The 23,483-nt window shown below is 68.8% G+C and carries 26 protein-coding genes; 11 read left to right on the forward strand and 15 right to left on the reverse strand.

Annotation, left to right across the window (positions count from 1 at the left end; translation table 11 throughout):
- Positions 1–244 precede the first annotated feature (244 nt).
- The gene (locus tag ACFWQC_RS17810; protein WP_378680609.1) at positions 245–1,165 is read right to left on the reverse strand and encodes an AraC family transcriptional regulator; all 921 of its coding nucleotides are present in this window, start codon (positions 1,163–1,165) and stop codon (positions 245–247) included.
- 53 nt (positions 1,166–1,218) lie between these two features.
- Here ACFWQC_RS17810 and ACFWQC_RS17815 point away from each other — a divergent pair, with 53 nt between their 5' ends.
- From ACFWQC_RS17815 to ACFWQC_RS17840, 6 genes are all read left to right on the forward strand, one after another.
- Entirely contained in the window at positions 1,219–1,920 is a 702-nt protein-coding gene (locus ACFWQC_RS17815; RefSeq protein WP_378680611.1) for a class I SAM-dependent methyltransferase, read from the forward strand.
- A 165-nt stretch (positions 1,921–2,085) separates the two neighbouring features.
- The gene (locus ACFWQC_RS17820; RefSeq protein WP_378680613.1) at positions 2,086–3,846 is read left to right on the forward strand and encodes a DUF429 domain-containing protein; all 1,761 of its coding nucleotides are present in this window, start codon (positions 2,086–2,088) and stop codon (positions 3,844–3,846) included.
- 113 nt (positions 3,847–3,959) lie between these two features.
- Positions 3,960–5,501 carry a molybdopterin-dependent oxidoreductase gene (locus ACFWQC_RS17825; RefSeq protein WP_378680615.1) on the forward strand — a complete coding sequence of 514 codons (1,542 nt, stop codon included), beginning with the start codon at positions 3,960–3,962 and terminating at the stop codon, positions 5,499–5,501.
- A 78-nt stretch (positions 5,502–5,579) separates the two neighbouring features.
- A complete protein-coding gene (locus ACFWQC_RS17830; RefSeq protein ID WP_091051670.1) occupies positions 5,580–6,221 on the forward strand; it encodes a fasciclin domain-containing protein in 642 nt (213 codons plus the stop codon).
- Positions 6,222–6,258: 37 nt separating this feature from the next.
- Positions 6,259–6,858, forward strand: coding sequence for an ECF RNA polymerase sigma factor SigK (gene sigK, locus ACFWQC_RS17835; protein ID WP_378680618.1), 600 nt, complete (start codon positions 6,259–6,261; stop codon positions 6,856–6,858).
- Positions 6,855–7,610, forward strand: a complete 756-nt coding sequence (locus ACFWQC_RS17840) for an anti-sigma factor domain-containing protein (RefSeq protein WP_378680620.1) — start codon at positions 6,855–6,857, stop codon at positions 7,608–7,610. The genes sigK and ACFWQC_RS17840 overlap by 4 nt, the downstream gene beginning before the upstream one ends.
- Positions 7,611–7,637: 27 nt before the next feature.
- On the opposite strand, the gene ACFWQC_RS17845 is transcribed toward ACFWQC_RS17840, so the two are convergent.
- A complete protein-coding gene (locus ACFWQC_RS17845) occupies positions 7,638–8,414 on the reverse strand; it encodes an NPP1 family protein (protein WP_378680623.1) in 777 nt (258 codons plus the stop codon).
- A 123-nt stretch (positions 8,415–8,537) separates the two neighbouring features.
- On the opposite strand from ACFWQC_RS17845, the gene ACFWQC_RS17850 reads away from it, so the two are divergent.
- Complete coding sequence (locus ACFWQC_RS17850) at positions 8,538–8,984, forward strand: hypothetical protein (protein ID WP_378680625.1); 447 nt, start codon at positions 8,538–8,540, stop codon at positions 8,982–8,984.
- Here the strand turns inward: ACFWQC_RS17850 and ACFWQC_RS17855 are convergent.
- From ACFWQC_RS17855 to ACFWQC_RS17895, 9 genes are all read right to left on the reverse strand, one after another.
- Positions 8,978–9,424, reverse strand: coding sequence for a hypothetical protein (locus ACFWQC_RS17855; RefSeq protein WP_378680628.1), 447 nt, complete (start codon positions 9,422–9,424; stop codon positions 8,978–8,980). The genes ACFWQC_RS17850 and ACFWQC_RS17855 overlap by 7 nt on opposite strands.
- On the reverse strand, positions 9,421–9,843 hold the full coding sequence (locus tag ACFWQC_RS17860) for a hypothetical protein (protein WP_378680631.1): 423 nt from the start codon (positions 9,841–9,843) through the stop codon (positions 9,421–9,423). The genes ACFWQC_RS17855 and ACFWQC_RS17860 overlap by 4 nt, the downstream gene beginning before the upstream one ends.
- A 2-nt stretch (positions 9,844–9,845) precedes the next feature.
- Positions 9,846–10,205 (reverse strand): hypothetical protein, encoded by a 360-nt coding sequence (locus ACFWQC_RS17865; protein ID WP_378680634.1) that lies wholly within the window; start codon positions 10,203–10,205, stop codon positions 9,846–9,848.
- A gap of 7 nt (positions 10,206–10,212) precedes the next feature.
- Positions 10,213–11,415, reverse strand: a complete 1,203-nt coding sequence (locus tag ACFWQC_RS17870; protein WP_378680637.1) for a WXG100 family type VII secretion target — start codon at positions 11,413–11,415, stop codon at positions 10,213–10,215.
- Positions 11,415–11,717 carry a hypothetical protein gene (locus tag ACFWQC_RS17875; protein WP_378680640.1) on the reverse strand — a complete coding sequence of 101 codons (303 nt, stop codon included), beginning with the start codon at positions 11,715–11,717 and terminating at the stop codon, positions 11,415–11,417. Before ACFWQC_RS17875 ends, ACFWQC_RS17870 begins: the two co-directional genes overlap by 1 nt.
- 52 nt (positions 11,718–11,769) lie before the next feature.
- The gene (locus ACFWQC_RS17880) at positions 11,770–13,782 is read right to left on the reverse strand and encodes an MDR family MFS transporter (RefSeq protein ID WP_378680643.1); all 2,013 of its coding nucleotides are present in this window, start codon (positions 13,780–13,782) and stop codon (positions 11,770–11,772) included.
- 73 nt (positions 13,783–13,855) lie between these two features.
- Positions 13,856–15,016, reverse strand: a complete 1,161-nt coding sequence (locus tag ACFWQC_RS17885) for a hypothetical protein (RefSeq protein ID WP_378680646.1) — start codon at positions 15,014–15,016, stop codon at positions 13,856–13,858.
- Between the two features lie 103 nt (positions 15,017–15,119).
- Positions 15,120–15,380 (reverse strand): metal-sensitive transcriptional regulator, encoded by a 261-nt coding sequence (locus ACFWQC_RS17890; RefSeq protein WP_141802705.1) that lies wholly within the window; start codon positions 15,378–15,380, stop codon positions 15,120–15,122.
- Positions 15,364–15,786 (reverse strand): DUF302 domain-containing protein, encoded by a 423-nt coding sequence (locus ACFWQC_RS17895; protein WP_378680650.1) that lies wholly within the window; start codon positions 15,784–15,786, stop codon positions 15,364–15,366. The genes ACFWQC_RS17890 and ACFWQC_RS17895 overlap by 17 nt, the downstream gene beginning before the upstream one ends.
- A gap of 129 nt (positions 15,787–15,915) precedes the next feature.
- Here ACFWQC_RS17895 and ACFWQC_RS17900 point away from each other — a divergent pair, with 129 nt between their 5' ends.
- From ACFWQC_RS17900 to ACFWQC_RS17910, 3 genes are all read left to right on the forward strand, one after another.
- A complete protein-coding gene (locus tag ACFWQC_RS17900) occupies positions 15,916–16,305 on the forward strand; it encodes a carboxymuconolactone decarboxylase family protein (RefSeq protein ID WP_160025418.1) in 390 nt (129 codons plus the stop codon).
- A 35-nt stretch (positions 16,306–16,340) separates the two neighbouring features.
- Positions 16,341–16,511 (forward strand): hypothetical protein, encoded by a 171-nt coding sequence (locus ACFWQC_RS17905; protein WP_378680654.1) that lies wholly within the window; start codon positions 16,341–16,343, stop codon positions 16,509–16,511.
- Between the two features lie 91 nt (positions 16,512–16,602).
- Entirely contained in the window at positions 16,603–17,601 is a 999-nt protein-coding gene (locus tag ACFWQC_RS17910) for a hypothetical protein (protein ID WP_378680657.1), read from the forward strand.
- Positions 17,602–17,653: 52 nt separating this feature from the next.
- Here the strand turns inward: ACFWQC_RS17910 and ACFWQC_RS17915 are convergent, their stop codons facing one another.
- The 4 genes from ACFWQC_RS17915 to nrdR all read right to left on the reverse strand — a co-directional run bounded on the left by ACFWQC_RS17915 (position 17,654) and on the right by nrdR (position 22,172).
- Positions 17,654–18,013: an HIT domain-containing protein gene (locus ACFWQC_RS17915; protein WP_378680660.1), complete on the reverse strand. Its 360-nt coding sequence runs from the start codon at positions 18,011–18,013 to the stop codon at positions 17,654–17,656.
- Between the two features lie 76 nt (positions 18,014–18,089).
- Positions 18,090–18,440 (reverse strand): DUF4440 domain-containing protein, encoded by a 351-nt coding sequence (locus tag ACFWQC_RS17920; RefSeq protein ID WP_378680663.1) that lies wholly within the window; start codon positions 18,438–18,440, stop codon positions 18,090–18,092.
- Positions 18,441–18,572: 132 nt separating this feature from the next.
- Positions 18,573–21,494 carry a vitamin B12-dependent ribonucleotide reductase gene (locus tag ACFWQC_RS17925; RefSeq protein ID WP_378680666.1) on the reverse strand — a complete coding sequence of 974 codons (2,922 nt, stop codon included), beginning with the start codon at positions 21,492–21,494 and terminating at the stop codon, positions 18,573–18,575.
- 177 nt (positions 21,495–21,671) lie between these two features.
- Positions 21,672–22,172, reverse strand: a complete 501-nt coding sequence (nrdR, locus tag ACFWQC_RS17930) for a transcriptional regulator NrdR (RefSeq protein WP_378680669.1) — start codon at positions 22,170–22,172, stop codon at positions 21,672–21,674.
- Positions 22,173–22,570: 398 nt separating this feature from the next.
- Between nrdR and ACFWQC_RS17935 the strand changes: the two genes are divergently transcribed.
- The gene (locus tag ACFWQC_RS17935; protein ID WP_378680672.1) at positions 22,571–23,467 is read left to right on the forward strand and encodes a hypothetical protein; all 897 of its coding nucleotides are present in this window, start codon (positions 22,571–22,573) and stop codon (positions 23,465–23,467) included.
- Positions 23,468–23,483: the final 16 nt, after the last annotated feature.

The following is a 23,483-nucleotide window of genomic DNA, read 5'->3' on the forward strand; positions in this document are numbered from 1 at the left end:
CCCACTGTCTCGCTCCATGACGTGATGCTCCTTCCACCACGGACCAGATCCGTGGCATCACGCCGAGCCAGTTACACAAAGATTCCGACAGACCCATCATCAAACCTCGCTCCCATCACGGCACGGATGATGCTTATGTCATCGTAGTTGACTGATGTACCGGCGGTCGGGCCCCGAGACCGGCAGTCTTCCGGACGATGGGCGAACTGAGCAGGCGCCATTTCGTGCCCGAGTCACTCGCTCCTCAGGCCTCCCGGCGCCAGCGGTCGGGGGTGGTGCCGTAGCGGGCCTTGAAGCGGCGTACTAGGTAGCCGGGGTCGGTGAGGCCGGTGCGGGTGGAGATGACCGAGAGCGGGAGGTCGGTTTCGCGGAGGAGGCGGCGGGCTTCGGTGAGGCGGCGCTCGGTGAGCCAGTCGAGCAGCGTACGGCCGGTGCGTTGGCGGATGACGGTGGTGAGGTGGCCGGGGGTGTAGCCCAGGGTGCGGGCGAGGTCGCCGGCGGAGACCTTGGTGGCGTACGTCCTCTCGATCTCGTCGAAGACCCGGCTGACCAGCGGATCCGGGGCGATAGGAGCACTTGGGGCCAGGCGCGCGGACGCGACGAGGAGCTGGGTGAGGATCGCGGTGACGGCGTCGTGAGAGCCGAGGCGTTCGGGGTGGCGTAGCTCGTCATCGAGCTCGGTGAGCCAGGCCCGCCAGCGCGGGCGCTCGGCCTCGGGGACCATGCCGCTGCGGCCGTCGGCGGCGAAGAGGGCGAGCAGGGGGTGGTGGGCCCAGGTGAGCGGAGAGATGGAGGCGAGGGAGGGGATGGCGTCGGGGGTGAACGCCACCGACCAGGCTCGCGCGTGGGTGAGCTCGGCGAGCGACTCGGCGGCCACGACCTCGCCAGGCGCGACCGCGTGGACCTCGCCGTCACGCAGCGCCACCTGCTTGCCGTCGAGGCCGACGGCGCCGCCACCGCGCTCGACATAGGCCAGCACCCAGAAGTCGTGGGCGTGCCGGTTGTCGGGTGGCAGGTGCTCGGTGTCGCAGTCGGGATCGAGGGGTACGACCCTGACGGCAGGTCTGCCCGGACGCTGGTCCCAGGCGTAGACCGGGGTGCCGTCGGCGCGCACGGTGCGCACGGCTCGGGCGAGCACCGAGGTCGAATCCGAAGAACGTCCCATGCCGACCGACTTCCCTCCCACTGTAGATCCGCAAGATGTCCCATCGTGGAACTATGACCACCATACAGATCATCGACGGCCGCGCCGAGGGCGAACGGGACCGCCCGTTCCTCCCCGGCATGGGCCGCACCTGGCTCCTTCCCCTCTACGACCTCTTCACCCGGCTCGCCCGCGTGCGCGCGCTCCACGACCGGACGGTCGAGCTCGCCGGCATCTCGCCCGGGCAGACGGTGCTCGACGTCGGCTGCGGCACCGCCAACCTCTCCTTCTCGGTGCTTCGCGCCGTCCCCGGGGCCGTCGTCACCGGGCACGACCCCGACGCCGGCGCGCTGCGGATCGCCGCTCGGAAGGCGGGTCGGCGAGGCGTACGTCTCTCGCTGGTGCAGGGGTACGCCGACCGGTTGCTGCCCGAGGACGGCAGCGTCGACCACGTCGTCTCCTCGCTCGCGCTGCACCACGTCGACGACGCCGGGCGCGAGGGGTTCGGACGTGAAGCTCACCGGATCCTCCGGCCCGGCGGACGGGTGACCATCGTCGACTTCGGCGCTCCCGACCACGGTCACGGCGGACACGACCACAAGGGGCACGAGGGCCACCGGCATCGCGGGACGAACGCCCACACCGAGCGCAACCTCGACAACGGGATCGTCAGCCTGCTGACGGCCGCCGGGTTCACCGACGCCCGCGAGATCGACCACATCGACCACCGGTTCGGCCCGATCACGATCGTGCAGGCCACTCGCGCCGCTGGTTGAGTCGCGAGCGCTAGAAACGCAGAATCCAACACAGTCCTATCGAGCAGCCAAGGGACTGTGTTGGTCTCGACACGGATTCGTTCGTTCCTCACGAATCCGGCTCGACCAGCGCCGCCAGCCGCGTGGAGTTGCCACAAGTCGCCGCAGGCAGGGCAGGCTGACCCCATGTACTTCCTCGGAGTCGACCTCGCCTGGGGCGTGCGCAGGCCGACCGGCCTGGCCGTCCTGGACGAGGAGGGCCGCCTCGTGCACGTCTCTGCCGCCAAGACCGACGACGAGATCGTCGCAGCCATGGAGCCCTACGTCGACGGTGACTGTCTCGTCGCGTTCGATGCTCCGCTGATCGTCACCAACCCCACCGGCAACCGTCCGGCCGAGGCCGCGCTCAACAAGGACTTCGCTCGCTTCGACGCCGGCGCGCATCCGTCCAACACCAGCAAGCCGGAGTTCAGCGAGCAGCCGCGAGGCGCCCGGATCGCGGCCCGGCTCGGGCTCGACCTGAACCCCCGGTCCGGCCGGCGGCGCCGGGCGATCGAGGTCTACCCGCACCCCGCGACGGTGGCCCTCTTCCGCCTGGGCCGAACACTGAAGTACAAGAACAAGTCAGGGCGCGACATCGACCAGCTCCGCGCCGAGCTGATCATGTTGTTCGGCCTGCTCGAGGGCCTCGCGCGCGCCGACCCGCCGCTGCTCCTCGACAACAACCCATCCTGGCAGGCCCTGCGAACATCCGCCGAGAATGCCGTACGCAAGAGCGAGCTGCGCGTTGTCGAGGACCAGGTCGATGCGGTGCTGAGCGCCTACATCGGCCTGTTCGCGACTCGCGCACCGGACCGCACCACCACGTACGGAGACTTCGCCACCGGCTACATCGTCACTCCGACACTGCCCGACGACCTCCGCCCGACACCCCGCGGACGAGCCGGGTCGAGGGTCCACGACACCGCGACCGCGGTCCGTGAGTACGCCGCGATGCAGCCGATGCTGCAAGAAGCGGCCGACCAGTACGTACAGCTGGTGACCTCGATCCTCGATGACGCGGGCATCAACTACCTCACCGTGACCTCGCGCGCGAAGTCGGTCGCGTCTTTCGCGGCCAAGGCGGCTCGTACCGTCGACGGACGGCAGGTCTTCACCGACCCGCTCCGCCAGATCACCGACCAGATCGGGCTGCGGGTGATCACCTACGTCCACAGCGACGTCCAGGCCGTTGCCGACCTCCTCGACGATCAGGTGGTGGTTCACGACGACCGCGACATGGGCGAGGAGACCGCGAGCGAGGGCCGGTTCGGGTACGCCAGCCGCCACCTGCTGGTCAGTCTCGACCCCGCGCGCGAGGGCCAGGCGGCGTACGAGCTGTTGCGAGGCCGCCAAGCGCAGATCCAGATCCGCACGGTGCTGCAGCACGCCTGGGCCGAGTTCGAGCACGACATCCGCTACAAGGGCACCATCCCCAGCGAGCACGTACCCGACTTCGACCGGCGGTTCACGCTCGCTGCCGGCCTGCTCGAGCTCGCCGACCGCGAGTTCTCCACGATCAGGGATCGGCTCCGGGAGGGCGGGACCGCCGCCAGCACGGAGGCTCTCGACGACGACCCGCGGATCAGTCCCCGTGAGCTGGCGGCGTTCCTGGCCGGGCAGTACGCCGAGGCCGGCTGGTCGCGCACCGACCACTACGGGTGGATCTCCGGCGTCATCCTCGAGCTCGGCATCACGTCACTGAGCGAGCTCGGCGACGCGTTGCGCTCGGTCGACGAGGAGACCCTCATGGCGCGGATGGACTACCGCTATCCGCCGGGCGCGGTGCGGCGGCTCGATGACGCACTGCTCTGGGTCTACGGCGAGACCTATGTCGAGCTGCGCGCCAATGCGCACCGGGAAGCCGGCCTGCGGGCCCGGCTCGCCAAGATGCGCGACGCGGACTGACCCCGTGTAACACGCTGTTCGTAGGTCTATCCGGTCGTTCTCATAGGGCGAGTAGTCCTACGAACAGCGTGTTACCCCGAAATCCGTTCGGCCACCTGGCGCGAATCCCCGCCATGAGACACCTGGATCGCCAGACCCTCGCCCATGCCACCGCCGGCGTGCTCGCCGGGGTGGTCGGCATGTCCGTCGCGCACCTCACGGCTGCGCTGCTCACGCCGGCCTCGTCCCCCGCGCTCGCGGTCAGCACCGCGGTCATCGACGCCACGCCCACCCCGGTCAAGGAGTGGGCGGTACGCGAGCTCGGCAGTGCGGACAAGCCGATCCTGATCGGCAGCGTGCTGCTGGTCACGATCGTGTTCGCCGCCGTGATCGGGGTGGTCGCCCGCAGACGGTTGAAGCTCGGCGTCGGGCTCATGGCGGCCCTGGTCCTGCTCGCCGGAGCCGCCGTGGTCCGCCAGCCGCTCTTCGAGATCGCTAACCTCGTGCCCACGGCCGTCGCCCTCGTACTCGGACCCGCCGTCCTGGTGCTGCTGACCCGCGCCCTGACCGCCGAGCGCACGCCCCCTCACCGGCAGGAGGCCCCGGACGAAGGCGCGGCCACCCGTCGAAGCGTGCTGATCGGGTTCGGGGCCCTCGCTCTGCTCTCCGCCGCGGCCGCGACCGGCGGGCAGCTGATCGTGCGCGGACGTACGGCGCTCGCCGACATCATGCTGCCGCGGGTCCGCGACCCGCTGCCGGCGCTCCCGGCGGGGCTGGAGGAGACGCACCAGGGGATCTCCCGGTTCATCACCCGCAACCGCGACTTCTACCGGGTCGACACCAAGCTGGCCGTCCCGATCGTCGACCAGAACAGCTGGTCGCTGACCATCGACGGTGACGTCGACCGCGAGCTCACCTTCAGCTACGACGACCTGCGCGCGCGGGAGAACGTCGAGCACGACATCACCCTGACCTGCGTCTCCAACGAGGTCGGCGGCAAGCTCGTCGGCGCGGCACGCTGGACCGGCGTACCTCTCGAGGAGCTGCTCGCGGAGGCCGGCGTCGGCAAGGACGCCGACCAGATCCTCTCGACCGACGTCGAGGGCTTCACGATCAGCACCCCGCTCGAGGCCGCGATGGACGGGCGCAACGCGATGGTCGCCCTCGGCATGAACGGCGAGGTCCTTCCCCGCACCCACGGCTTCCCGGCCAGGCTGGTGGTTCCCGGCCTCTACGGGTACGTCGGCGCCACCAAGTGGGTCACCAGGCTGACCCTGACCCGCTATGACGAGGCGACGGCCTACTGGACCGACCGCGACTGGGCCATCGATGCCCCGATCAAGCTGTCCAGCCGGATCGACACGCCCCGCCCGCTGAGCAACATCCCCTCCGGCCGCACCGTGATCGGCGGCGTCGCCTGGGCCCAGCACCACGGCGTCGCCACGGTCGACGTACGCATCGACGGCGGCCGCTGGCAGCCGGCCGAGCTCGGCCCGGACGCCGGGATCGACTACTGGCGCCAGTGGTTCCTGCCCTGGGACGCCCAGCCCGGCAGCCATCAGCTGGCCGTTCGGGTCACCGATCGCGACGGCAACGTGCAGAGCGGGGAGCGGGCCACCCCGTTCCCCGACGGCTCCAGCGGCATCCAGGAAATCGTCGTCACCGTCACCGATTGAAAAAAGGCGAAATCCGATTCGGCCACCGTGCCGAAGCCCTCATGACAGCAAGAGACCAACCCTCGAAAGGCTCTCCCAATGAAGCTCAACACGATCACCCGCACCGGCAGCGTCGCCGCGTCCATGGCGCTCCTGCTGGGTCTCGGTCTCTCGGCATGTGGTTCGGAGGACACCGCGTCCGGCAGCGAAGGCGGCTCCAGCACCTCCGAGTCGACCGAGGCCGCGCCCGAGGAGGACATGGAGGCCGGCGCGCAGACCTTCGGTGAGGGCTGCAAGCTGATCCCCGCCGACGGTGCCGGCTCGTTCAACGGCATGTCCACGGCCCCGGTCGCCTCCGCGGCGAGCGCCAACCCGCTGCTCAAGACGCTGGTGTCGGCCGTCGGCCAGGCCGAGCTCGTCGACACCCTGAACAGCGCCGACGCGCTGACCGTCTTCGCCCCGACCGACGACGCCTTCGCGAAGATCCCGAAGGCCGACCTGGACGCCGTCCTGGCCGACAAGGAGACGCTGACCAAGGTCCTCACCCACCACGTGGTGGCCGGTCAGCTCGGCCCGGACGAGGTCGCTGGTGAGCACGAGACCCTGGCCGGCGACATGATCACCGTCGAGGGCGAGGGCGAGGAGTTCACCGTCGGCAAGGAGAACGCCAAGGTTCTGTGCGGCAACATCCCGACCGCCAACGCCACGGTGTACGTCGTCGACACCGTACTGATGCCCTGATCGGGACATCGGACCGGATATCCGCGAGGATCGACACATGAGACCGCTCAGCTCAGTCCCCTCCGGCGACTCGTCGCCGGAGGGGACCGGGTCCCCGGGGCTTGCCGAGCTCCTCCGTCGCGTCGCCCGAGGCGACGAGGCCGCCTTCGCCGCCGTCTACGACGCGACCTCCGCCCGTGTGCACGGACTGGTGCTGCGGGTGGTCCGAGACCCTGCTCAAGCGGAGGAGGTCACCCAGGAGGCGTACCTCCAGGTGTGGCGCACCGCCAGCCGGTACGACGAGAACCTGGGCAGCGCCCATTCGTGGTTGCTGACACTGGCCCATCGTCGTGCCGTCGACCGGGTTCGATCCGCGGAGTCCGTCGGCCGCAACGACACGGCCTACCACGGCACCACCCAGACCCCGCCCCATGACACGACGGCCGAAGCCGTGGAGACCTCCTTGGAGGCTCGCCGCGTCCACACGGCCCTCGAAACCCTGACGGCGGTTCAACGTGAGGCGCTACAGCTGGCGTACTTCGGTGGTTACACCCACACTGAGGTCGCTGCCATGCTCGATCTGCCGATAGGCACTGCAAAGACCCGAATCCGGGATGGACTGATCCGGTTGCGCGACGCGATGGGAGTGAGCCGATGACCGCGCATGACATTCACGCCCTCTCCGGGGCGTACGCCGTCGACGCCCTCGACGACATCGAGCGCGCCCGGTTCGAGGAGCACCTCGCCGTGTGCGCCGACTGCCGTGACGAGGTGGCCAGCCTGCGCGACACCACCTGGATGCTCGGCGGCCTGACCGACACCGCTCCCTCGCCGGAGCTGCGCGACCGCCTGCTCGCCGGCATCAAGGAGATCCGGCCGCTTCCGCCCGAGACTGCGCCGAAGCACAGAGCCGTCGAGACACCTGAGCCCTCGGACGCGTCGCCCGGCCGTCGACGGTTCGGTTGGCGTACGTTCGCCGCCGCGGCCGCGGTGCTGGCCGTCGTCGGCACCGGCACGGTCACCGCCGTCGAGCTGCTCCGCGACGACTCCAGCCAGACCATGACGACCGCCGAACGGGTCCTGAGCGCGAAGGACGCCACGACCGTGGCCATCGACCTGCCCGGCGACGCCCGGGCCCGGGTGGTCCGATCGGTCTCGGAGAACAGGGCCGTGCTGGTCACCTCCAACATGCCGGCCGCGCCGACCGGCAAGGTCTACGAGCTCTGGCTCCAGCACGACGACGTCATGGTCCCCGCCGGCGTGATGCCCGCCGGCAGTGACCAGACCGTCGTCCTGGAGGGTGACGCCGGGGACGCGAGTGCGGCCGGGATCACCGTCGAGCCTGAGGGAGGCTCCGACGAGCCGACGTCGGCCCCGATCGCGTTGTTCGACTTCTCGCAGGCCACCTGACCTGCGAGAAGTGGGGAGCCGGCCGGCTCAGGCGTAGGGGTCGAGGGAGACCCCGGCCGGCTTCCCGCCCGCCAGTGCGTTGCCGAAGCGCGCGTCGGTGAGCTTGAACGTGGCGGCGCCGAAGTCGGCTGCGATGAGGCGCTCACGGATGCCGGCCGGGTAGTTGTCCCAGCCGACAAGACCCTTGACCTGCCAGACGCCCTCGTGGTTCTCGGGCGGCTCGTCTCCGCCACCGGTCTTGGGGAAGCGGAAGCAGTGGGTGCTGCCGCCGTCCTTGTGATAGACGGCCTTGGGGTGCGTACCGCCCTCGAACTGCAGCTCCGACTCAGGCTTGATCTGGTAGCCGGAGTGCTGGGAGACGGACATGAACCTCGCGTGTCCGTCCTGCACCCACACGATGATGTGCTCCCAGTCGTGCCGGTGGCCGGCCGAGCCCGGGCCCCACGAGACCTGGTCCTTCTCGAAGTAGTAGCCGTAGAGGTACGCGCACCAGCCGTTGTTGCACTTCGAGCGGGAGTAGACGTTGGTGTTCTGCAGGTCGGAGAGGTCGCGGCACTGGCCGTTGACCGTGCCGCCCATCGCCAGGCCGCCGTTGAGCGTGCCGTCCGGGCCGATCGCCGGGGTGCTGTAACAGCCGTCGGTGTCGAAGTCGAGGGCCGGCTGCCAGGTGCGGTCGCCCTCCGGGGCCGAGGCCGGCAGCGCCGGGGGCGGGGCGGCCCAGGCGGCCGCCGGAACGAGCGAGAGGAGGGCTGCGAGCGGAAGCGCCAGGGCGAGCTTGCGCGTGAGTCGTTTCCCGAGAGTCATGTGGGGTCCCTTGTTCGTGGGGAAGGGGGGTGCACAGATGCAACCAGTGCCGCGATCGCGTGACAACCCCTTGCGTGTGAACGCGCCGGTAACGCTGCTCCCCCGCCCTGGTTGGATGGACCGGTGGACGCTACGCAGTGGCAAGAACGGATCACCGCCGAGCTCGCCGGCCTCGGGCAGCAGGAGTTCGTGATCATCGCTGAACCCTCGCCGCCGGCGCCGGAACCGACGGGCGTCTTCGCCCGGCTCAGGGCAAAGTCGTCACGGTCCGCCCCGCCGTCTCGCTGGGGGCAGGTGCTGTGCGTGGACTCGGTCCTCTACGCGGAGTTCGTGGGTACGCAGCACATCGGCGGCACGTGGGAGGCCTCCGCCGAGCAGCACGAGGCGCTTCGCGCGGCCGGTTGGCTGACCCCTGATGAGACCGACCCGATCGCCCCGGCGCCGGGGGTGCCGCACTACTGGCGCACCGTCCCCCAGGCCGAGGCAGCGCTCGTCGCCGGGCTCCTGGTCGACGCCTTCCGCATCCTCGGCGCAGACTTCTCGACGCTTGGTATCCGAAGGGATCAGTAGGCGCCGAGCTGCTCGCAGAGCATGCGGTAGAAGACGGTGTTGGTCATCGGGGTCAGCCTGTCCTCCAGCGCGAGGTGGAGGCCGTCGGGGCCGTTGATGCCGGCGAGCTGCCACGGGCCGACCGTGATCGACCAGGCGGTGCGGGCACCGAGCTCCGTCAGGACCACGTCGCGAGCGTCCTGGTCCTCGCTCAACAGCTCGGCCATCCGGGCGGTCGGGAACGGGCGCACCGATCCGGCCGCGCCCTTGACCGGGCGGACCTTCAGGGTGCGGACCAGACTCGGGACCAGGTGGCCTCGCGGGAGGTCGAGGGGCTGCGTACGCGTGCCGTCGACGCCGAGCTCGAGGTGGATGCCCGTGGGGTCGACCGCGGCGCGGTGCTCGAGGCGTCCGCCCGGACCGGCGAGGACCCAGACGACCTCCGTCGCCGCGGCGCTCATGCCGGGCTCCAGGTCGCGGCCGCGGCGTCGATCTGGGGAGCCCAGGTCGCATAGTCGCTGGTCAGCACGGTAGCGGTCAGGGTGTGGCCGACTCCGTCGATCGCCACGAACCACTGCTCCATGGTCAGCGCGGACTCGCCCGGCCCGTCGTACATCGCCAGCCGCCGACCCGCCTCCTGCCCGGCGATCGTGAGGCGCTCGAGGTCGATCGGCGTGTAGCCCGGCATCATCTCGGTGAACGCCATCTCGGAGCCGACCTGCCAGTCGCGGAACCCCAGCTCGCCGTTGGTCTGGGCGGTCACCGTGAGGTTGGAGCGGAAGGTGCCGCTCGCCGGCGCGAGCGCCAGGAGACGTATGCCCTCGGGTGGCTCGACGCTCTCCCAGCCATCCGGGATCGTCATCGTCGTCTGATCAGACAAGGTCACTTCTTTCCCGCGGTGCGCTTCTTCTTCGGGCGCGACTTGCGATACCACTTCGGCTTGATGAACGACGGGGTGGGCACGATGACCAGCAGCGGATAGACGAGGCAGGTGAGCAGGAAGAGCCCACCGATGATCGTCCATGCCGCGGTCTGCTCCGGCACCAGCCCGAACGCCGTCGAGCCGGTGATGGCCAGCGCGGAGATGCAGGGCAGATGGATGAGCACGACGTCCTCGCCCACGCCGCCCCGGTTCCACGCGGTCGCCCAGGAACGGGCACGAGCCGAAAGCCCGAGATGTTGCCAGATGCTGACCCCGGCGCCGATGACGCCGGCGGCGAGGATGAGTGCGGCCCAGATCATTGCGGTCCTAGTCCCAGAAGGTGATGGCGTCGCCGACATCGGAGGCTACCTCGCCGGCGCCCTCCGCGAAGTCGCTGACCCCGTCGACCACGGCCTCACCGAGCTCGCCGGCCTCGTCGACCACGAAGTCGGCGGCCTTGCCGGCCAGCCCGGAGCCGATCGCACCACCGATCACGCCACCGACGACACCGCCGATGACCGTGCCCGGACCGGGGAAGATGCTGCCGATAGCGGCGCCGGCCTGGGCACCGGCCCAGGCTCCGCCCGCGGCGCCCGCGGTCGTGATCGCGGAGGTGCTCACCGTGCGGCTCACCCGCTCTGTCGTCGACAGCGACGGGTCGTCGGCGTCCTTCTGCCACTGCTCCCATGCCGAGGTGCCGGCCGTGACCACCCAGCCGGCCCGGGTCGCCCACTTGCCCGCGGTGAGCCACTTGCCGCGTACGGCTGCCTGGTTGGCCTTCGCGTGCCAGTTCTTGTCGCTGAGCACCTTCGCGGCACGCTCCAGCTTCGTCAGGCTCGACGGGCTGGCGAACCGGCCGTTCACCCGCGGCTGGAAGGTGCCGTAACGGCTCTTCACCATCCAGTCGACGCCGGCGCCGGCTCCCAGGCCGGCCAGCCCCAGAGCGTACGCACCGATCTGCATGCCGTCGGAGAAGTCCTTCGGCAGCAGGCCCAGGTCCTCGAGGCGGTCCTCGATCCAGCCGTCGCCGGTCGACTTCGAGATCGCCTTGCCGAGGTCCTCGTGGGCGTTGTCCTCGTCCTTGCGAGCAGTCTCGACCCGGCTGACCAGGTCGTTCCACTTCTCGACCTTGGTGTTGTGGACGTTGACGTCGCCCTCGGAGGCGTCCTCGCCCGGGTCGGTCGGCGGCGAGATCATGGTGCCGCTGACCGTGAGCCCGGCGCCGCTGGCTTCGGTGCGGATCGTCGACATCTTGGTCTCGACCGCCGTCAGGTCACCCGAGAAGGTCGAGAGGCCCTTGCCCATGGCCTCGATGCGGGACTCGAGCTGACGCAGGTCGCTCTTGCGCTTCTCCGCCTTGGTCTCGAACGCGGCGCCCGCCTGGCCCTTCCAGGAACCGGCGGTCTTGATCGCCTTGCCGAGGTCGTCGAGCGCGTCACCGACCGCGTCCTTGGCGGTCGTACACGCGTCCGCCGCGGTCTGCGCCGCCGACGCGTCGCCGTAGACCTTCGTGTCCATCGCCTCAGGCATCAGTTGCCCCTCACCCTCTGCTCGTGGCGCCGGCCCGCGTCGCCGGCCGCGTCGTCGCTCGTGGTCGCGTGGTCGAGAGCGTTCTGTACGCCGTCGCTGAGTGACCCGAGGCCTTCTGCCATCCCGCCGACGGCCGCCGCCAGCGACGCCAACGCGGTCGCGACCTCGGAGGACGACTCGCCCACGTCAGGTGTCTTCTGCAGCGGCTCGGCCTGCTTGAAGAGGTCTCCGCCGGCGGTGTCGAGCGTGCTCTTGATGGACCTGAGATCGTCGGGATTGACGTGCATGTCGTCGTCACTCATGCCTTCGTCCTACCCGCTTTCGCCGATCTCAAACAAGACGAAGGCAAATGCCCTAGAGGGCCGCCTCGGCCGGGCTCCGCACATCCTGCTCACCCTCGACGATCCTGCGGGAAAGCACGGCGAGCGCCTCATCGAGCTTGGCGTCATCAGGACCCCAGTCGGAGAGCTCGGTTGCCAGCCACTGCTTGAACGCCGCGACCAGCTTGCCGAGCTCGTCCCTGCCTGCCTCCGTCAGGGCGTACGCCGACTCGTCGCCGTAGAGGTAGCCCTCCGCCGCGGCGGTGGCGAATGCCGGCGCCAGCACCGCGCCCGGCATCCCGAGGCGGTGGCCGATCGCGACCAGCGAGGTCTCGCCGCCGACCCACTCGCGGATCCCGATCTGGCGTACGCACCACGCGGTCGCGGCGTCGAGATCGACCGCCGACTCCCGGAGCATGGTGAAGGTCTCCGGCGGTTGCCGGCGGACGAGCTGGGCGACGGCAGCGTCGAGGCGCATCGCACTGTCGGAGGAGTTTGGCATGGCGAAGCCGTCGCCCGTGTCGGTCGCGCCTGCCCTGGAGGTGCCGCGGAGGGGCACTTCCTTGAGGAGGAGCGCGACCAGGAACGCCAGCCCCGCGACCGGGACCGCGGCGAGGAAGACGACCTGCAGCGTCTCCGCGTAGGCGCCGATGATCGGCGCGCTCTGGGCGTCGGGCAGCGCGTGCAGCAGGGCCGGGGTCGCGACCTCGTCGGCGGAGACTCCTGCCGAGACGAGCGCAGGGGGCAGCCGGTCGGCGAGCCCGTTGGCGTAGACGGTGCCCATGATCGAGGCGCCGAACGAGCTGCCCATCGTCCGGAAGAACGTGACGCCCGAGGTCGCGACGCCGAGGTCCTCGTAGGCCGCGGTGTTCTGCACGATGATCGTCAGGATCTGCATGCTCAGGCCGACGCCCATGCCCATGATCAGCAGGAACAGCGACATCATCAGCGTGCTGGTGTCGGCGTCCATGGTCGAGAGCAGATAGAGCCCCAGTGCCATGATCAGCGAGCCGGCGACCGGGAAGAGCTTGTAGCGCCCCGTCCGGCCCACGATCGATCCCGCCAGCGTCGATGTCACCAACAGACCGATAACCATCGGCAGGGTGCGGATCCCGGACGACGTAGCGGAGACGCCGTGCACGTACTGCATGTAGGTCGGCAGGTAGGTCATCGCGCCGAGCATCGCGAACCCGACGATGAACGAGAGCACGACGCTGACCGTGAACACCCGGTCCCGGAACAGCCGCAACGGCAGGATCGGAGAGACCGCCCGCGACTCGACCCAGACGAAGATCGCGAAGGCGACGGCCGAGCCGATGAACAGACCGATGATGGTCGCCGATCCCCAGGCGTACTCCGTCCCGCCCCAGCTGACGGCCAGCGTCAGCATCGAGGCGCCGAGACCGACGAAGAGGATGCCGAGGTAGTCGATCGAGGGGCGCTTGCCGCGGGCGATCTGCGGCAGCGTGAGGCTGGCGATCGCGATCACGGCGATGCCGAGCGGCAGGTTGATGTAGAACGCCCACCGCCAGGAGAGGTGGTCGGTGAAGAGACCGCCGAGGAGTGGTCCGAGCACGGTGGTGGCGCCGAAGACCGCCCCGAGGGCGCCCTGGTACTTCCCTCGCTCCCGCAGCGGGATGATGTCGCCGATCAGCGCCGTCGCGGTCACCATCAGGCCGCCGGCACCGATGCCCTGCACGGCTCGGGCACCGATCAGCCAGGCCATGTCGGTCGCGAACCCGCACGCTGCCGAGGCGAGGATGAAGAGCCCGGCGGAGACCTGCAGCATCAGCTTGCGGCCGAAGAGGTCACCGAACTTGCCGGCGAGCACGGTCGCCACCGTCTCGGCCAGAAGGTAGGACGACACCACCCACGACAGGTGGCCGGCACCTCCGACGTCGGCCACGATCGTCGGCAGTGCTGTCGACACGATCGTCTGGTCGAGCGCCGCGAGCAGCATGCCGAGCATCACGGTGCCGAAGATGAGATTGATCCGGCGCCGGCTCAGCTGGGGCTCGGCGTCCGACGTCGCCTGCGGTGCTGCCATTGCGTCCCCCACGGTCTCGACTGGAATCAAACTAAGCCAAACTCCAGGTCGGGGCGAGGGGCCTCGCGGAGTGTCAAGCAGCCTCCTCGCGGTGTTCGGCCAGGTCGTGGATGAGGCTCGCCGCCGGCTCGTGGACGAATTCGGCGAACCCTCCGAGCGCGGCTAACGCATCGGGCGGTGTGCCTGAACTGAGCGCGGTGATCGTCGCCGGTCGCATCAACCACGCGGCCAGACACGCGGGATAGTCGGCCGGATGGTTGAACAGCTCGTCGAGCTCGCCCAGCCCATCGTCATCGGGATTCCTGAACACATGCAGACCCGCGTCCATGGCGAGATTGACCAGTCCGTACGGAATGTCGGTGAGCAAGCCGTAGTCGCGCAGCCCGCGGTGGGTCCAGATCTCCCCCGGCTCGTGACCCGGCCTCCCGGTCCTGTCACGCAGCGCGTCGATCCACCGCTCCGGTTCATCCGCGACGGCGTACGCCACCTCCTCGGGCACCCGCAGCGGAGCTGTCTCGAACATCAGGCCGTCGTCGATCGGCACGATCCGGCCGATCACGCACTCCCCGTCATCGACGAGCAGTCCGGCACCGATGTTGATCGTGGTCAGCTGCCCGCCGGTCCTCGGATCCTCCCAGAGCAGGTGTCGAGGCTCGTGGCCCAGCAGCCGTAGGCCACGCATCGGCGCCCGCACCCACTCCCAGATCCGGTCGGCGCCGGCTATGAGGTCGCCGGACGCGTTGTGACGCAGGAACGCTTCGAGCCCGCCGAGCTCGTAGAGGAACGTCTGCCGGTAGACCCAGTCGCGATCCAAGATCTGGATCCGGTCGTCCTCCCGGTCACGTCCGGGGTCGGGACCGCCGCGGACGTCCAGTGCGACCCGGATCGCCTTCGACATCCGCCACTGGTTGCGCGCCTGGGTGCTCTGCATCGCCTGCGCGACGATCCACCGCGAATGCGCCCACCTCGGCATGAGCGCCTCGAGCAGCCGCAGCTGTTCCAGCCGCTCGAGGCGCGACGGATGCCAGAACTGCTCCTTGTCGAGCTGGGCGCTGGTCGTATGGATGATCTCCAGGGCCGACTTCACATCCCCGCGGGCCTCGGCGTCGTTCACCGCGAACATCGCCGGCCAATAGGGACTGTCGACGACCTTCTCCGCGAACGACCGCCGGCGCGGATCCCCGGGCCTGTTCGGTGGACGAGGTGACTTCTCACGCTTCTTTCGTTTGGGCATGACCCCAGCAGACCCCGGATCCGTACGCCCCGCCAGCGCCTATCACCGGCCTGTGGATAACCCTGTCCCGGAGGTCGCCTGTGGACAGTGATCGGCCCGCCGATCAGGCAAGAGCGAGGAAGAGCTTCTCCATCTTCTTGGTGTCGACACTGTCGCGACCGCCCTCGGCGAGGCACTTCTCCAGCCCGGTGGCGACCAGCGCGTAGCCACCTCGGCTGACCGCCTTGTTGACCGCCGCGAGCTGGGTCAGTGCGTCTTCACACTCCGACCCCTCCTCGAGCATCCGGATCACGGACGCGAGGTGCCCATTGGCCCGCTTGAGTCGGGTGATGACGGCCTTGATCTCGTCAGGCTCGAGCTGCATCGTCGTCCTTCTTCTCTCCAGTGAGTGCTTCCAACATGCCAGTGAGGCGCTGACGCGCGTCGGCCGCGACCTCGGCGACGCCGGCGTCCGAGCTGAACGAGGTCATCGCGGCCGGGTCGAAAACCTCCACCCGGGTCTCCTCGCCCTCCGCAGCGACCACGACGTTGCACGGCAGCATCGTCGCGATCCGCGGATCTGCCTCGAGCGCGCGATGTGCGAGCTGGGGCATGCAGGCTCCGAGGATCACCTGCTGCGGTATGTCCACGCCGAGCTTGGCGCGCAGGGTCGCGGTCAGGTCGATCTCGGTGAGGACGCCGAACCCGGCGTCGCCGAGGAGGTCTCGTACACGCGCCAAGGTCTCCGCGTACGACGCGGGGACGGTGGCGCTCAGGGTGAAGCTGGTCATCGGTTCTCCTTCGTCTTCAGCGATTCTATAACCCCCCAGGGGGTTATGCTACCGTCTCAACTGTAACCCCCCGGGGGGTTACGAAGCCGAGGAGGGACACCTCCTCCACCGCGGCCGAAAGGAGCCATCATGACCACCACTACTGACCATTCCTCGCCCCACGGCAAGAGCGTCCTGCGAGACCTGGGGCCGCTCCACCAGGAGCTACGCCGCGCCATCCCCGACGTCTACAAGGGCTGGGGCGGGCTCTCCAAGGCGGCCTTCGCCGACGGTGCGCTCGACCGTAAGACCAAGGAGCTGATCGCCTTCGCGATCGGCGTGGTCGAAGGCTGCGACGGCTGCATCGCCTCCCACGGTCAGGCCGCCGCTCGCGCCGGCGCGAGCCCCCAAGAGGCAGCCGAGGCCATCGGCGTCACCTTCCTCATGCACGGCGGTCCCGCCACCATCCACGGCGCGCGAGCCTTCGACGCGTTCTGCGAGTTCGTCGACGCCCTCGACGCCGGCGAACCTCCCGCCTGACCACCACCCAGATCCACAGAAGCAGGAACCGAACAATGTGTCGCCCCGTCCGCTGCAAGAAGTGCAAGAAAACCACCTGGGCCGGCTGCGGCCGCCACGTCGCCACCGTCAAGGCCTCCGTGCCCACCGGTCAGTGGTGCCCCGGGCACTCCGCCGACCCCAAGGACCCCAACGGCACCTTGCTGAGTCGCATCCTCGGCCGCTGACCACCCTGCTCGACCGCCAGAGCACGCGAAAACTGTCGGAGGCGGCACCTATCGTTCCGAGCAACGCTCATCGCGGCCAGGAAGGGCAGACGTGACAGCTCTTGCAGATCTCGAACTCTCTGCGCGCGATCTGGCGGCGCGGCGAACCTGGGTCGAGCGTGAGCTGGAGCTACAGGACGGCGTGGCCAGCCGGGCTCAGCTCACCTTCGGCGGATACGCACCGAACGACATCCGTCGCGCGATCAGACGCCGCGAGATGCAGTTGGTCCATCGCGGCGTCTACGTCACCCACACCGGCCCGCTCACCTGGCGCCAGCGCGCCTGGGCGGCGGTGCTCTACGCCGAGCCCGCCGCCCTGTGCGGCCCATCGGTCCTAGAGCCGACGCGCATCGACGATGCCGATGCACCCATTCACGTAGCCATCGACCACACCCGCCGCCTCGACCCACCTCCCGGTGTCGTCATCCACCGTGTCGTCGGCCTCTCCCGCCAGATCTTCGCCGGCGACCGCCCACCCCGCCTCAAGCTGGAGGACAACGCCCTCTTCCAGGCGCGATACGCAACCTCCGAGATGGATGTGATCGGCCTCCTGACCGACACGATCGGCCGCCGCGGAGTGACCACCAACGCCGTACGCACCGCCCTGAAGCGCCACCCGCGGCTCCCCCGGCGCGCCTTCATCACTGACCTCCTCGCCGACGTAGACAGCGGCACCTGCTCGGTCCTCGAGCACGCCTACCTCACCCGCGTCGAACGCGCCCACGGCCTCCCGCCGGGCACCCGCCAGAGCGAAAGACTGACGCCGAACGGCAAGGAGTTCCGCGACGTCGAGTACGAGGCGTACGGCCTCGTAGTCGAACTCGACGGCCGGCTCAACCATGAGTCCTGGCGAGCTCAGGGCCGCGACGCCGACCGCGACCTCGACGATCTCGCTCTCGGCGGCAAGCTCACCGCCCGCGTCCGCTGGCCCCAGGTATTCGAGACTCAGTGCCGAACCGCCGCCAGAGTCACCCAACTGCTGCACCGGCGAGGTTGGACGAAAGACCCGAAAAGGTGCGGAGACGAGTGCACGCTGGAGAGCTGGAGGTGACGTGGGAGTCCCCGATGTCACTGGGTGGCACGGGGACTCCCACGTCACCGGGTCAGCCTCGGCGCCCGCCGCTGTGGACGTGCACGTGAAGGTGCTTGGAGTCTTGGTACGCACCTAGATTGGTGAGCACAGCCGCCGCGCCATGCTCGAGCTCCACGTCTCTGGCCACTGCTTGGACTACGCCGAACAGCTCACGTACATCGGCCTCATCCTCGTCGCTCACGGTCGTCAGCGAAGCGATGTGGCGTTTGGGCACCACCACGATGTGGATCGCCCAGAACGGACGCGTGTGATGGAACGCCAGCACGTGTTCGTCCTCGTGCACAACGTCCAGGCAATCCGGGTGCGGGATCGCGACATCACAATAGAAGTCGGTCCCCGCATACGGGACGTCAGCGCCAGCTGAGCTCATCCGGAAACCCTATGTTCCCCGCGACCTGGGAGTCCTGAGGTCACGCAGTGACACCGGCACTCCCACGTCTCGGACCTCAAGTGATCGGCGTGCCTTGATGATGCACGAGACGCCAACCCTCCGGACGACGTTGCCACAGCGAGGTTCGATGGGCGCTGCGCTCGCCACGGACCGACTGCCACCGGAGGATGACCATGTCGTCCGCGATCACGCGCCCAGTGAGTTCACGCTCGATGTCAGGAGTGTCATCGTCCTCGCTCGCGAGCATCTCGAGAGTCGACGCCGCGTCCCATAGGCGGCCCGAAGCACCGATCTCCTCGAAGTCTGGCGCCAGGAGCTCCCTGAGACGACCCGGATCGGCCCGAGCCGTCGCAGTCTGCAATTCGCGTTCGAGGGCCATCACGTCAGCAAGATCCGCGTCACTCACACACCGCAGGCTATCCGCGTGCGACGCGGGAGTCCCGAGGTCACCCAGCGACACCAGAACTCCCACGTCCCCGAAAACGAGCTGGTCCCGCACCCTTGCTCGGGTGCGGGACCGGACTCAGTCACTCAGAACTCAGCTGCAACCGGAGGTCGAGCCGCAGCCCTCGCAGACGTAGCAGGAGCCGGCGGGGCGCATCTTGGTGCCGCAGGTGAAGCAGAGCGGGCTGTCGATGGCCATGCCGCTGATCGACTCGAGCAGCTCGGTGGTGGTGTGGGCGGTGGCCTTGGGCGCCTCCTCGACGACCTCGGCCTCCTCCTCGATCTCGGCCTCGACCGGCTCGGCGACGGGTGCCGCCGCGGCCCTCGGGGCCGGAGCCGGCTTCTGGACCAGCTCGGCGGCGGTGGTGCCGTTGCCGAGCTGCTCGTAGGAGCCGGTCTCGAGGTAGCGCTGACGCTCGTCGGCCGAGTAGATGCCGAGAGCCGAGCGGTCCTCGAAGGACATGTAGTCCAGCGCCAGCCGGCGGAAGACGTAGTCCATGAGCGACTGCGCCATGCGTACGTCCGGGTCGTCGGTCAGACCGGCGGGCTCGAACTTCAGGTTGGTGAACTTGGAGACGTAGGTCTCCAGGGGCACGCCGTACTGAAGGCCGACAGAGACCGCGATGGAGAAGGCGTCCATGACACCGGCCAGGGTCGAGCCCTGCTTGCCGAGCTTGAGGAAGACCTCACCGAGCTCGCCGTCGGCGTGGGCACCAGAGGTCATGTAACCCTCGGCGCCACCGACCGTGAAGGAGGTGGTGCGCGAGACGCGGGACTTCGGCAGGCGCTTGCGGGTCGGCGCGTAGACGATCTTCTCGATGATCTTCTCGACGACCTCGGGCTCGACCTCGGCCTCAGCAGCCACGGCGGCGGTGGAGAGGCCCTGGTCCTTCTTGGCGCTCTCCGACTTGCCGTCGGCCAGCGGCTGGCCGACCTTGCAGTTGTCGCGGTAGATCGCGGTGGCCTTCAGGCCCAGCTTCCACGACTCCATGTAGACCTGCTCGATCTCCTCGACCGTCGCGGTCTCGGGCAGGTTGACGGTCTTGGAGATCGCACCGGAGAGGAACGGCTGGGTCGCCGCCATCATGCGTACGTGGCCCATCGGCTGCAGCGCGCGCTTGCCCATCGCGGTGTCGAAGACCTCGTAGTGCTCCTGGCGCAGGCCGGGGGCGTCGATGACGTGGCCGTGCTCGGCGATGTAGGCGACGATCGCCTCGATCTGCTCGGGCTGGTAGCCCATCTTCTTCAGCGCACGCGGGATCACCTGGTTGACGATCTGCATCGAGCCGCCGCCGACGAGCTTCTTGAACTTGACCAGCGAGAAGTCGGGCTCGATGCCGGTGGTGTCGCAGTCCATCATGAAGCCGATGGTGCCGGTCGGCGCGAGCAGCGAGGCCTGGGCGTTGCGGAAGCCGTTGACCTTGCCGATCTCGACGACGTCGTTCCACACGCGGGTCGCCGCGTCGATGATGTTGCGGTCGACCGGGTTGATCGAGCGGACCGCGTCGTTGGCGGCCTGGTGCTTGCGCATGACCCGCTGGTGGGCCTCGGCGTTGCGAGCGAACCCGGCGTACGGCCCGACGACACCGGCCAGCTCGGCCGAGCGCTTGTAGCCGGCACCGGTCATCAGCGAGGTGATGGCGGCGGCCATCGTGCGGCCACCCTCGCTGTCGTAGCCCAGACCCATCGCCATCAGCAGCGCGCCGAGGTTGGCGTAGCCGATGCCGAGCTGGCGGTAGTCGCGGGTGGTCTCGCCGATCGCCTCGGTCGGGAAGTCGGCGAAGCAGATGGAGATGTCCATCGCGGTGAAGACGACCTCGCAGGCCTGCTGGAAGCGCACGGCGTCGAAGGTGTCGTCGTCCTTGAGGAACTTCAGCAGGTTCAGCGACGCCAGGTTGCAGGAGGAGTTGTCCAGCGACATGTACTCCGAGCACGGGTTGGAGCCGGTGATCCGGCCCGTCTCCGGGTTGGTGTGCCAGTCGTTGATCGTGTCGTCGTACTGCAGACCCGGGTCGGCACACTCCCACGCGGCGATCGAGATCTTGCGGAACAGCTCGCGGGCGTCGATCTCCTCGATGACCTCACCGGTCGTACGCGCCCGGAGGCCGAACTTCCTGCCCTCCTCGACAGCGCGCATGAACTCGTCGGAGACGCGCACGGAGTTGTTGGCGTTCTGGTACTGCACGGACGAGATGTCCTTGCCGCCCAGGTCCATGTCGAAGCCGGCGTCGCGCAGCGCGCGGATCTTGTCCTCCTCGCGCGCCTTGGTCTCGACGAACTCCTCGATGTCGGGGTGGTCGACGTCGAGCACGACCATCTTCGCCGCGCGGCGGGTGGCGCCACCGGACTTGATGGTGCCCGCGGACGCGTCGGCGCCACGCATGAAGGAGACCGGGCCGGAGGCGGTGCCGCCGGAGGACTTCAGCAGCTCCTTGGAGGAGCGGATGCGGGAGAGGTTGAGACCGGCACCGGAGCCGCCCTTGAAGATCAGGCCCTCCTCCTTGTACCAGTTCAGGATGGAGTCCATGGAGTCGTCGACCGAGAGGATGAAGCAGGCCGAGACCTGCTGGGGGGACTCGGTGCCGACGTTGAACCAGACCGGCGAGTTGAAGGCGAAGTGCTGGTTGACCAGCAGCCAGGTGAGCTCGCGACCGAAGAGGTCGGCGTCGGCCTCGGAGGCGAAGTAGTCGTTCTCCTTGCCGGAGGCGACGTAGGTGTTCACGACGCGGTCGATCAGCTGCTTCAGGCTCTGCTCACGCTTCTCGGTGCCGAGCGCGCCGCGGAAGTACTTGGTCGTCACGATCGTCGAGGCATTGATCGACCAGAAGTCGGGGAACTCGACTCCGGTCTGCTCGAAGACGGTCACGCCGGTCTTCCAGTTCTTCTGGACGACGTCGCGCCGCTCCCAGGTGATCTCGTCGTAAGGGTGGACGCCGTCGGTGCTGAAGATCCGCTCGATCTTCAGCCCGGCGCCTGCCTTAGCCGATGCCCGTGCCTCTGCTGCCGTGTCTGTCATTTCGTTCCCCCTGTTGTCATCGATCGCTGTGCCGTACTGCTGGTCGGTGCTGATGGTGGAGTCCTTGCTCTGTTCTATCTGTTTCCGCTGGTTGTGCCGTTGAATGGCCCGAGCAGGTCGCTTCCCCACGGCCTGCCCGGGCCGGTCTGTGCCATCCCTATTTCATGGCCGTGGGACCTAGTCGGAGCCCACCGGGGCCTCGACCGGATGTTCTGTCTCGAAGTCCTGGACTTCTCGTTCCGTACGCAGCATCTGGATCTCACGCTCGAAGTCCTCCACCGAGCCGAAGGCCCGGTAGACGCTCGCGAAGCGCAGGTACGCCACCTCGTCGAGCTCGCGCAGCGGCGCGAGGATCGCCAGCCCCACCTCGTTGCTGGGAACCTCGGCCAGCCCCTGGCTGCGCAGCGCCTGCTCGACCTCCTGGCCGAGGCAGGCGAGCTGGTCCTCGGTGACCGGCCGGCCCTTGCATGCCTTGCGTACGCCGTGCACCGCCTTGTCGCGGCTGAACGGCTCCGCAGCGCCGGAGCGCTTGGCCACCATCAGCTGCATCTGCTCGACGGTCGTGAACCGCTTCCCACATTCCTGGCAGACCCGGCGGCGCCGGATCTGGCCACCGTCCTCGGCCACGCGGGAGTCGAGCACCTTGGTGTCGCTGTGTCGGCAGAACGGACAGTGCACGGTAGAGCCCCTCTCGTGAGACCTGTGGATCCAGGCCGTCTCATTGGCGGCCCGAGCCTGTGGAACCTGTGGATATGAGCGTGAGTCCCTGTGGAACAACACCCACATCGCTGTGGGCCATCCGCCCGTTCATGTGAACTAGATGTGGATAACTACAGCGGTGTAACTACTAGATGTAGTGGTAACCGTACGCCCGCCCCCACGGCGATGCAAGCGAGGGTCGGGTTTACCCGCGTGTCCGGCGTGTCGCCGGTCAAACACCGAAAGATTCCGGTTCAGCAGCGACGGACTGGCCCAGATGAGTAAGAATGACCCCCGTGACAAACATCTCCGGAGGAAATCGCGTCGGGTCGCGGAGAGGCACGCGCCCCAGAAGCGGTCCCCGGCCACCTTTCATCTTGCCTGCGATCGCGACACTGGCCTTCCTCGTCATCTGGGGAGTGCTCGTGTGGGTCGCCGTCGGTTTCGGGGCCGACGCACGGGGAGGCGATTCCGGCGCCTGGGCGAAGCTCGCCATCGCGGCGGTCGTTGCAGTCGCCTGCCTCTTCCTGACCTTCACCTTCGCCGGGAAGGCCTGGCGGGCCTTCTCCGGCTCCCCCACCACGCCACCCACCGACGACTACGCCGGAAGCCACTCCAACGCCTACGTCGAGGAGCAGGACTACTCGGCCCCGGCCTACTCCGACCAGGCCTACCCGGAGCAGGACTACCCGGAGCAGGACTACTACGGCACGGGCTCCTACGGCTACGACGACACCGGTTCGTACGGCCGGCACAGCTCCGACACCGGGAGCCAGCCGCCCTACGGCGACACCTCGAACCGCTCGGCCTACACCGACACCGGCTCCCAGTCGCCGTACGGCTACCCCAGCAGCGATCAGGGCTACGGCAACACCGGCAGCCGAGCAGCGTACGGTGCGTCGGCTTACCAGCCCCCGACCAGCCCGCCACCTTCCCCGGCGCCCTACTACTCCAGCCCGCCGACACCGACGTCGACGCCGCAGAGCACTCAGGGGTACGGCTCGCAGGGATACGGCACGGACAGCTACCCCACTCAGCAGGCCGGCTCCCCGCAGTATCAGTCCGGCGCCTACCAGACCCCGGCCGGCTACGGCCAGACCGGCTCGCGGGCTCGACTGACCCAGGACCCCGCCGCAACCCAGGCGATGCCTTCCCAGCGTCAGCCGCAGGACCCGCCGGTCGAACCGGACGACGAGTGGCCGCCACGGCACGGCACTCGCAACAAGCAGTGGCCGCCAGCCGAGCCGGACAGCCCCTACCGCGGGCGCCACTGAGAGCGCCTTCGGAAAC

Origin of the sequence: Nocardioides sp. NPDC058538, assembly GCF_042719275.1 — a bacterium.
GTDB lineage: Bacteria > Actinomycetota > Actinomycetes > Propionibacteriales > Nocardioidaceae > Nocardioides.

Bases quoted from the DNA above. Each gene is read 5' to 3' on its own strand.
- ACFWQC_RS17810 (WP_378680609.1), bottom strand. From the start codon at position 1,165: ATGGGACGTTCTTCGGATTCGACCTCGGTGCTCGCCCGAGCCGTGCGC.
- ACFWQC_RS17815 (WP_378680611.1), top strand. From the start codon at position 1,219: ATGACCACCATACAGATCATCGACGGCCGCGCCGAGGGCGAACGGGAC.
- ACFWQC_RS17820 (WP_378680613.1), top strand. From the start codon at position 2,086: ATGTACTTCCTCGGAGTCGACCTCGCCTGGGGCGTGCGCAGGCCGACC.
- ACFWQC_RS17825 (WP_378680615.1), top strand. From the start codon at position 3,960: ATGAGACACCTGGATCGCCAGACCCTCGCCCATGCCACCGCCGGCGTG.
- ACFWQC_RS17830 (WP_091051670.1), top strand. From the start codon at position 5,580: ATGAAGCTCAACACGATCACCCGCACCGGCAGCGTCGCCGCGTCCATG.
- sigK (WP_378680618.1), top strand. From the start codon at position 6,259: ATGAGACCGCTCAGCTCAGTCCCCTCCGGCGACTCGTCGCCGGAGGGG.
- ACFWQC_RS17840 (WP_378680620.1), top strand. From the start codon at position 6,855: ATGACCGCGCATGACATTCACGCCCTCTCCGGGGCGTACGCCGTCGAC.
- ACFWQC_RS17845 (WP_378680623.1), bottom strand. From the start codon at position 8,414: ATGACTCTCGGGAAACGACTCACGCGCAAGCTCGCCCTGGCGCTTCCG.
- ACFWQC_RS17855 (WP_378680628.1), bottom strand. From the start codon at position 9,424: ATGAGCGCCGCGGCGACGGAGGTCGTCTGGGTCCTCGCCGGTCCGGGC.
- ACFWQC_RS17865 (WP_378680634.1), bottom strand. From the start codon at position 10,205: ATGATCTGGGCCGCACTCATCCTCGCCGCCGGCGTCATCGGCGCCGGG.
- ACFWQC_RS17870 (WP_378680637.1), bottom strand. From the start codon at position 11,415: ATGCCTGAGGCGATGGACACGAAGGTCTACGGCGACGCGTCGGCGGCG.
- ACFWQC_RS17875 (WP_378680640.1), bottom strand. From the start codon at position 11,717: ATGAGTGACGACGACATGCACGTCAATCCCGACGATCTCAGGTCCATC.
- ACFWQC_RS17880 (WP_378680643.1), bottom strand. From the start codon at position 13,782: ATGGCAGCACCGCAGGCGACGTCGGACGCCGAGCCCCAGCTGAGCCGG.
- ACFWQC_RS17885 (WP_378680646.1), bottom strand. From the start codon at position 15,016: ATGCCCAAACGAAAGAAGCGTGAGAAGTCACCTCGTCCACCGAACAGG.
- ACFWQC_RS17890 (WP_141802705.1), bottom strand. From the start codon at position 15,380: ATGCAGCTCGAGCCTGACGAGATCAAGGCCGTCATCACCCGACTCAAG.
- ACFWQC_RS17895 (WP_378680650.1), bottom strand. From the start codon at position 15,786: ATGACCAGCTTCACCCTGAGCGCCACCGTCCCCGCGTCGTACGCGGAG.
- ACFWQC_RS17900 (WP_160025418.1), top strand. From the start codon at position 15,916: ATGACCACCACTACTGACCATTCCTCGCCCCACGGCAAGAGCGTCCTG.
- ACFWQC_RS17905 (WP_378680654.1), top strand. From the start codon at position 16,341: ATGTGTCGCCCCGTCCGCTGCAAGAAGTGCAAGAAAACCACCTGGGCC.
- ACFWQC_RS17915 (WP_378680660.1), bottom strand. From the start codon at position 18,013: ATGAGCTCAGCTGGCGCTGACGTCCCGTATGCGGGGACCGACTTCTAT.
- ACFWQC_RS17925 (WP_378680666.1), bottom strand. From the start codon at position 21,494: ATGACAGACACGGCAGCAGAGGCACGGGCATCGGCTAAGGCAGGCGCC.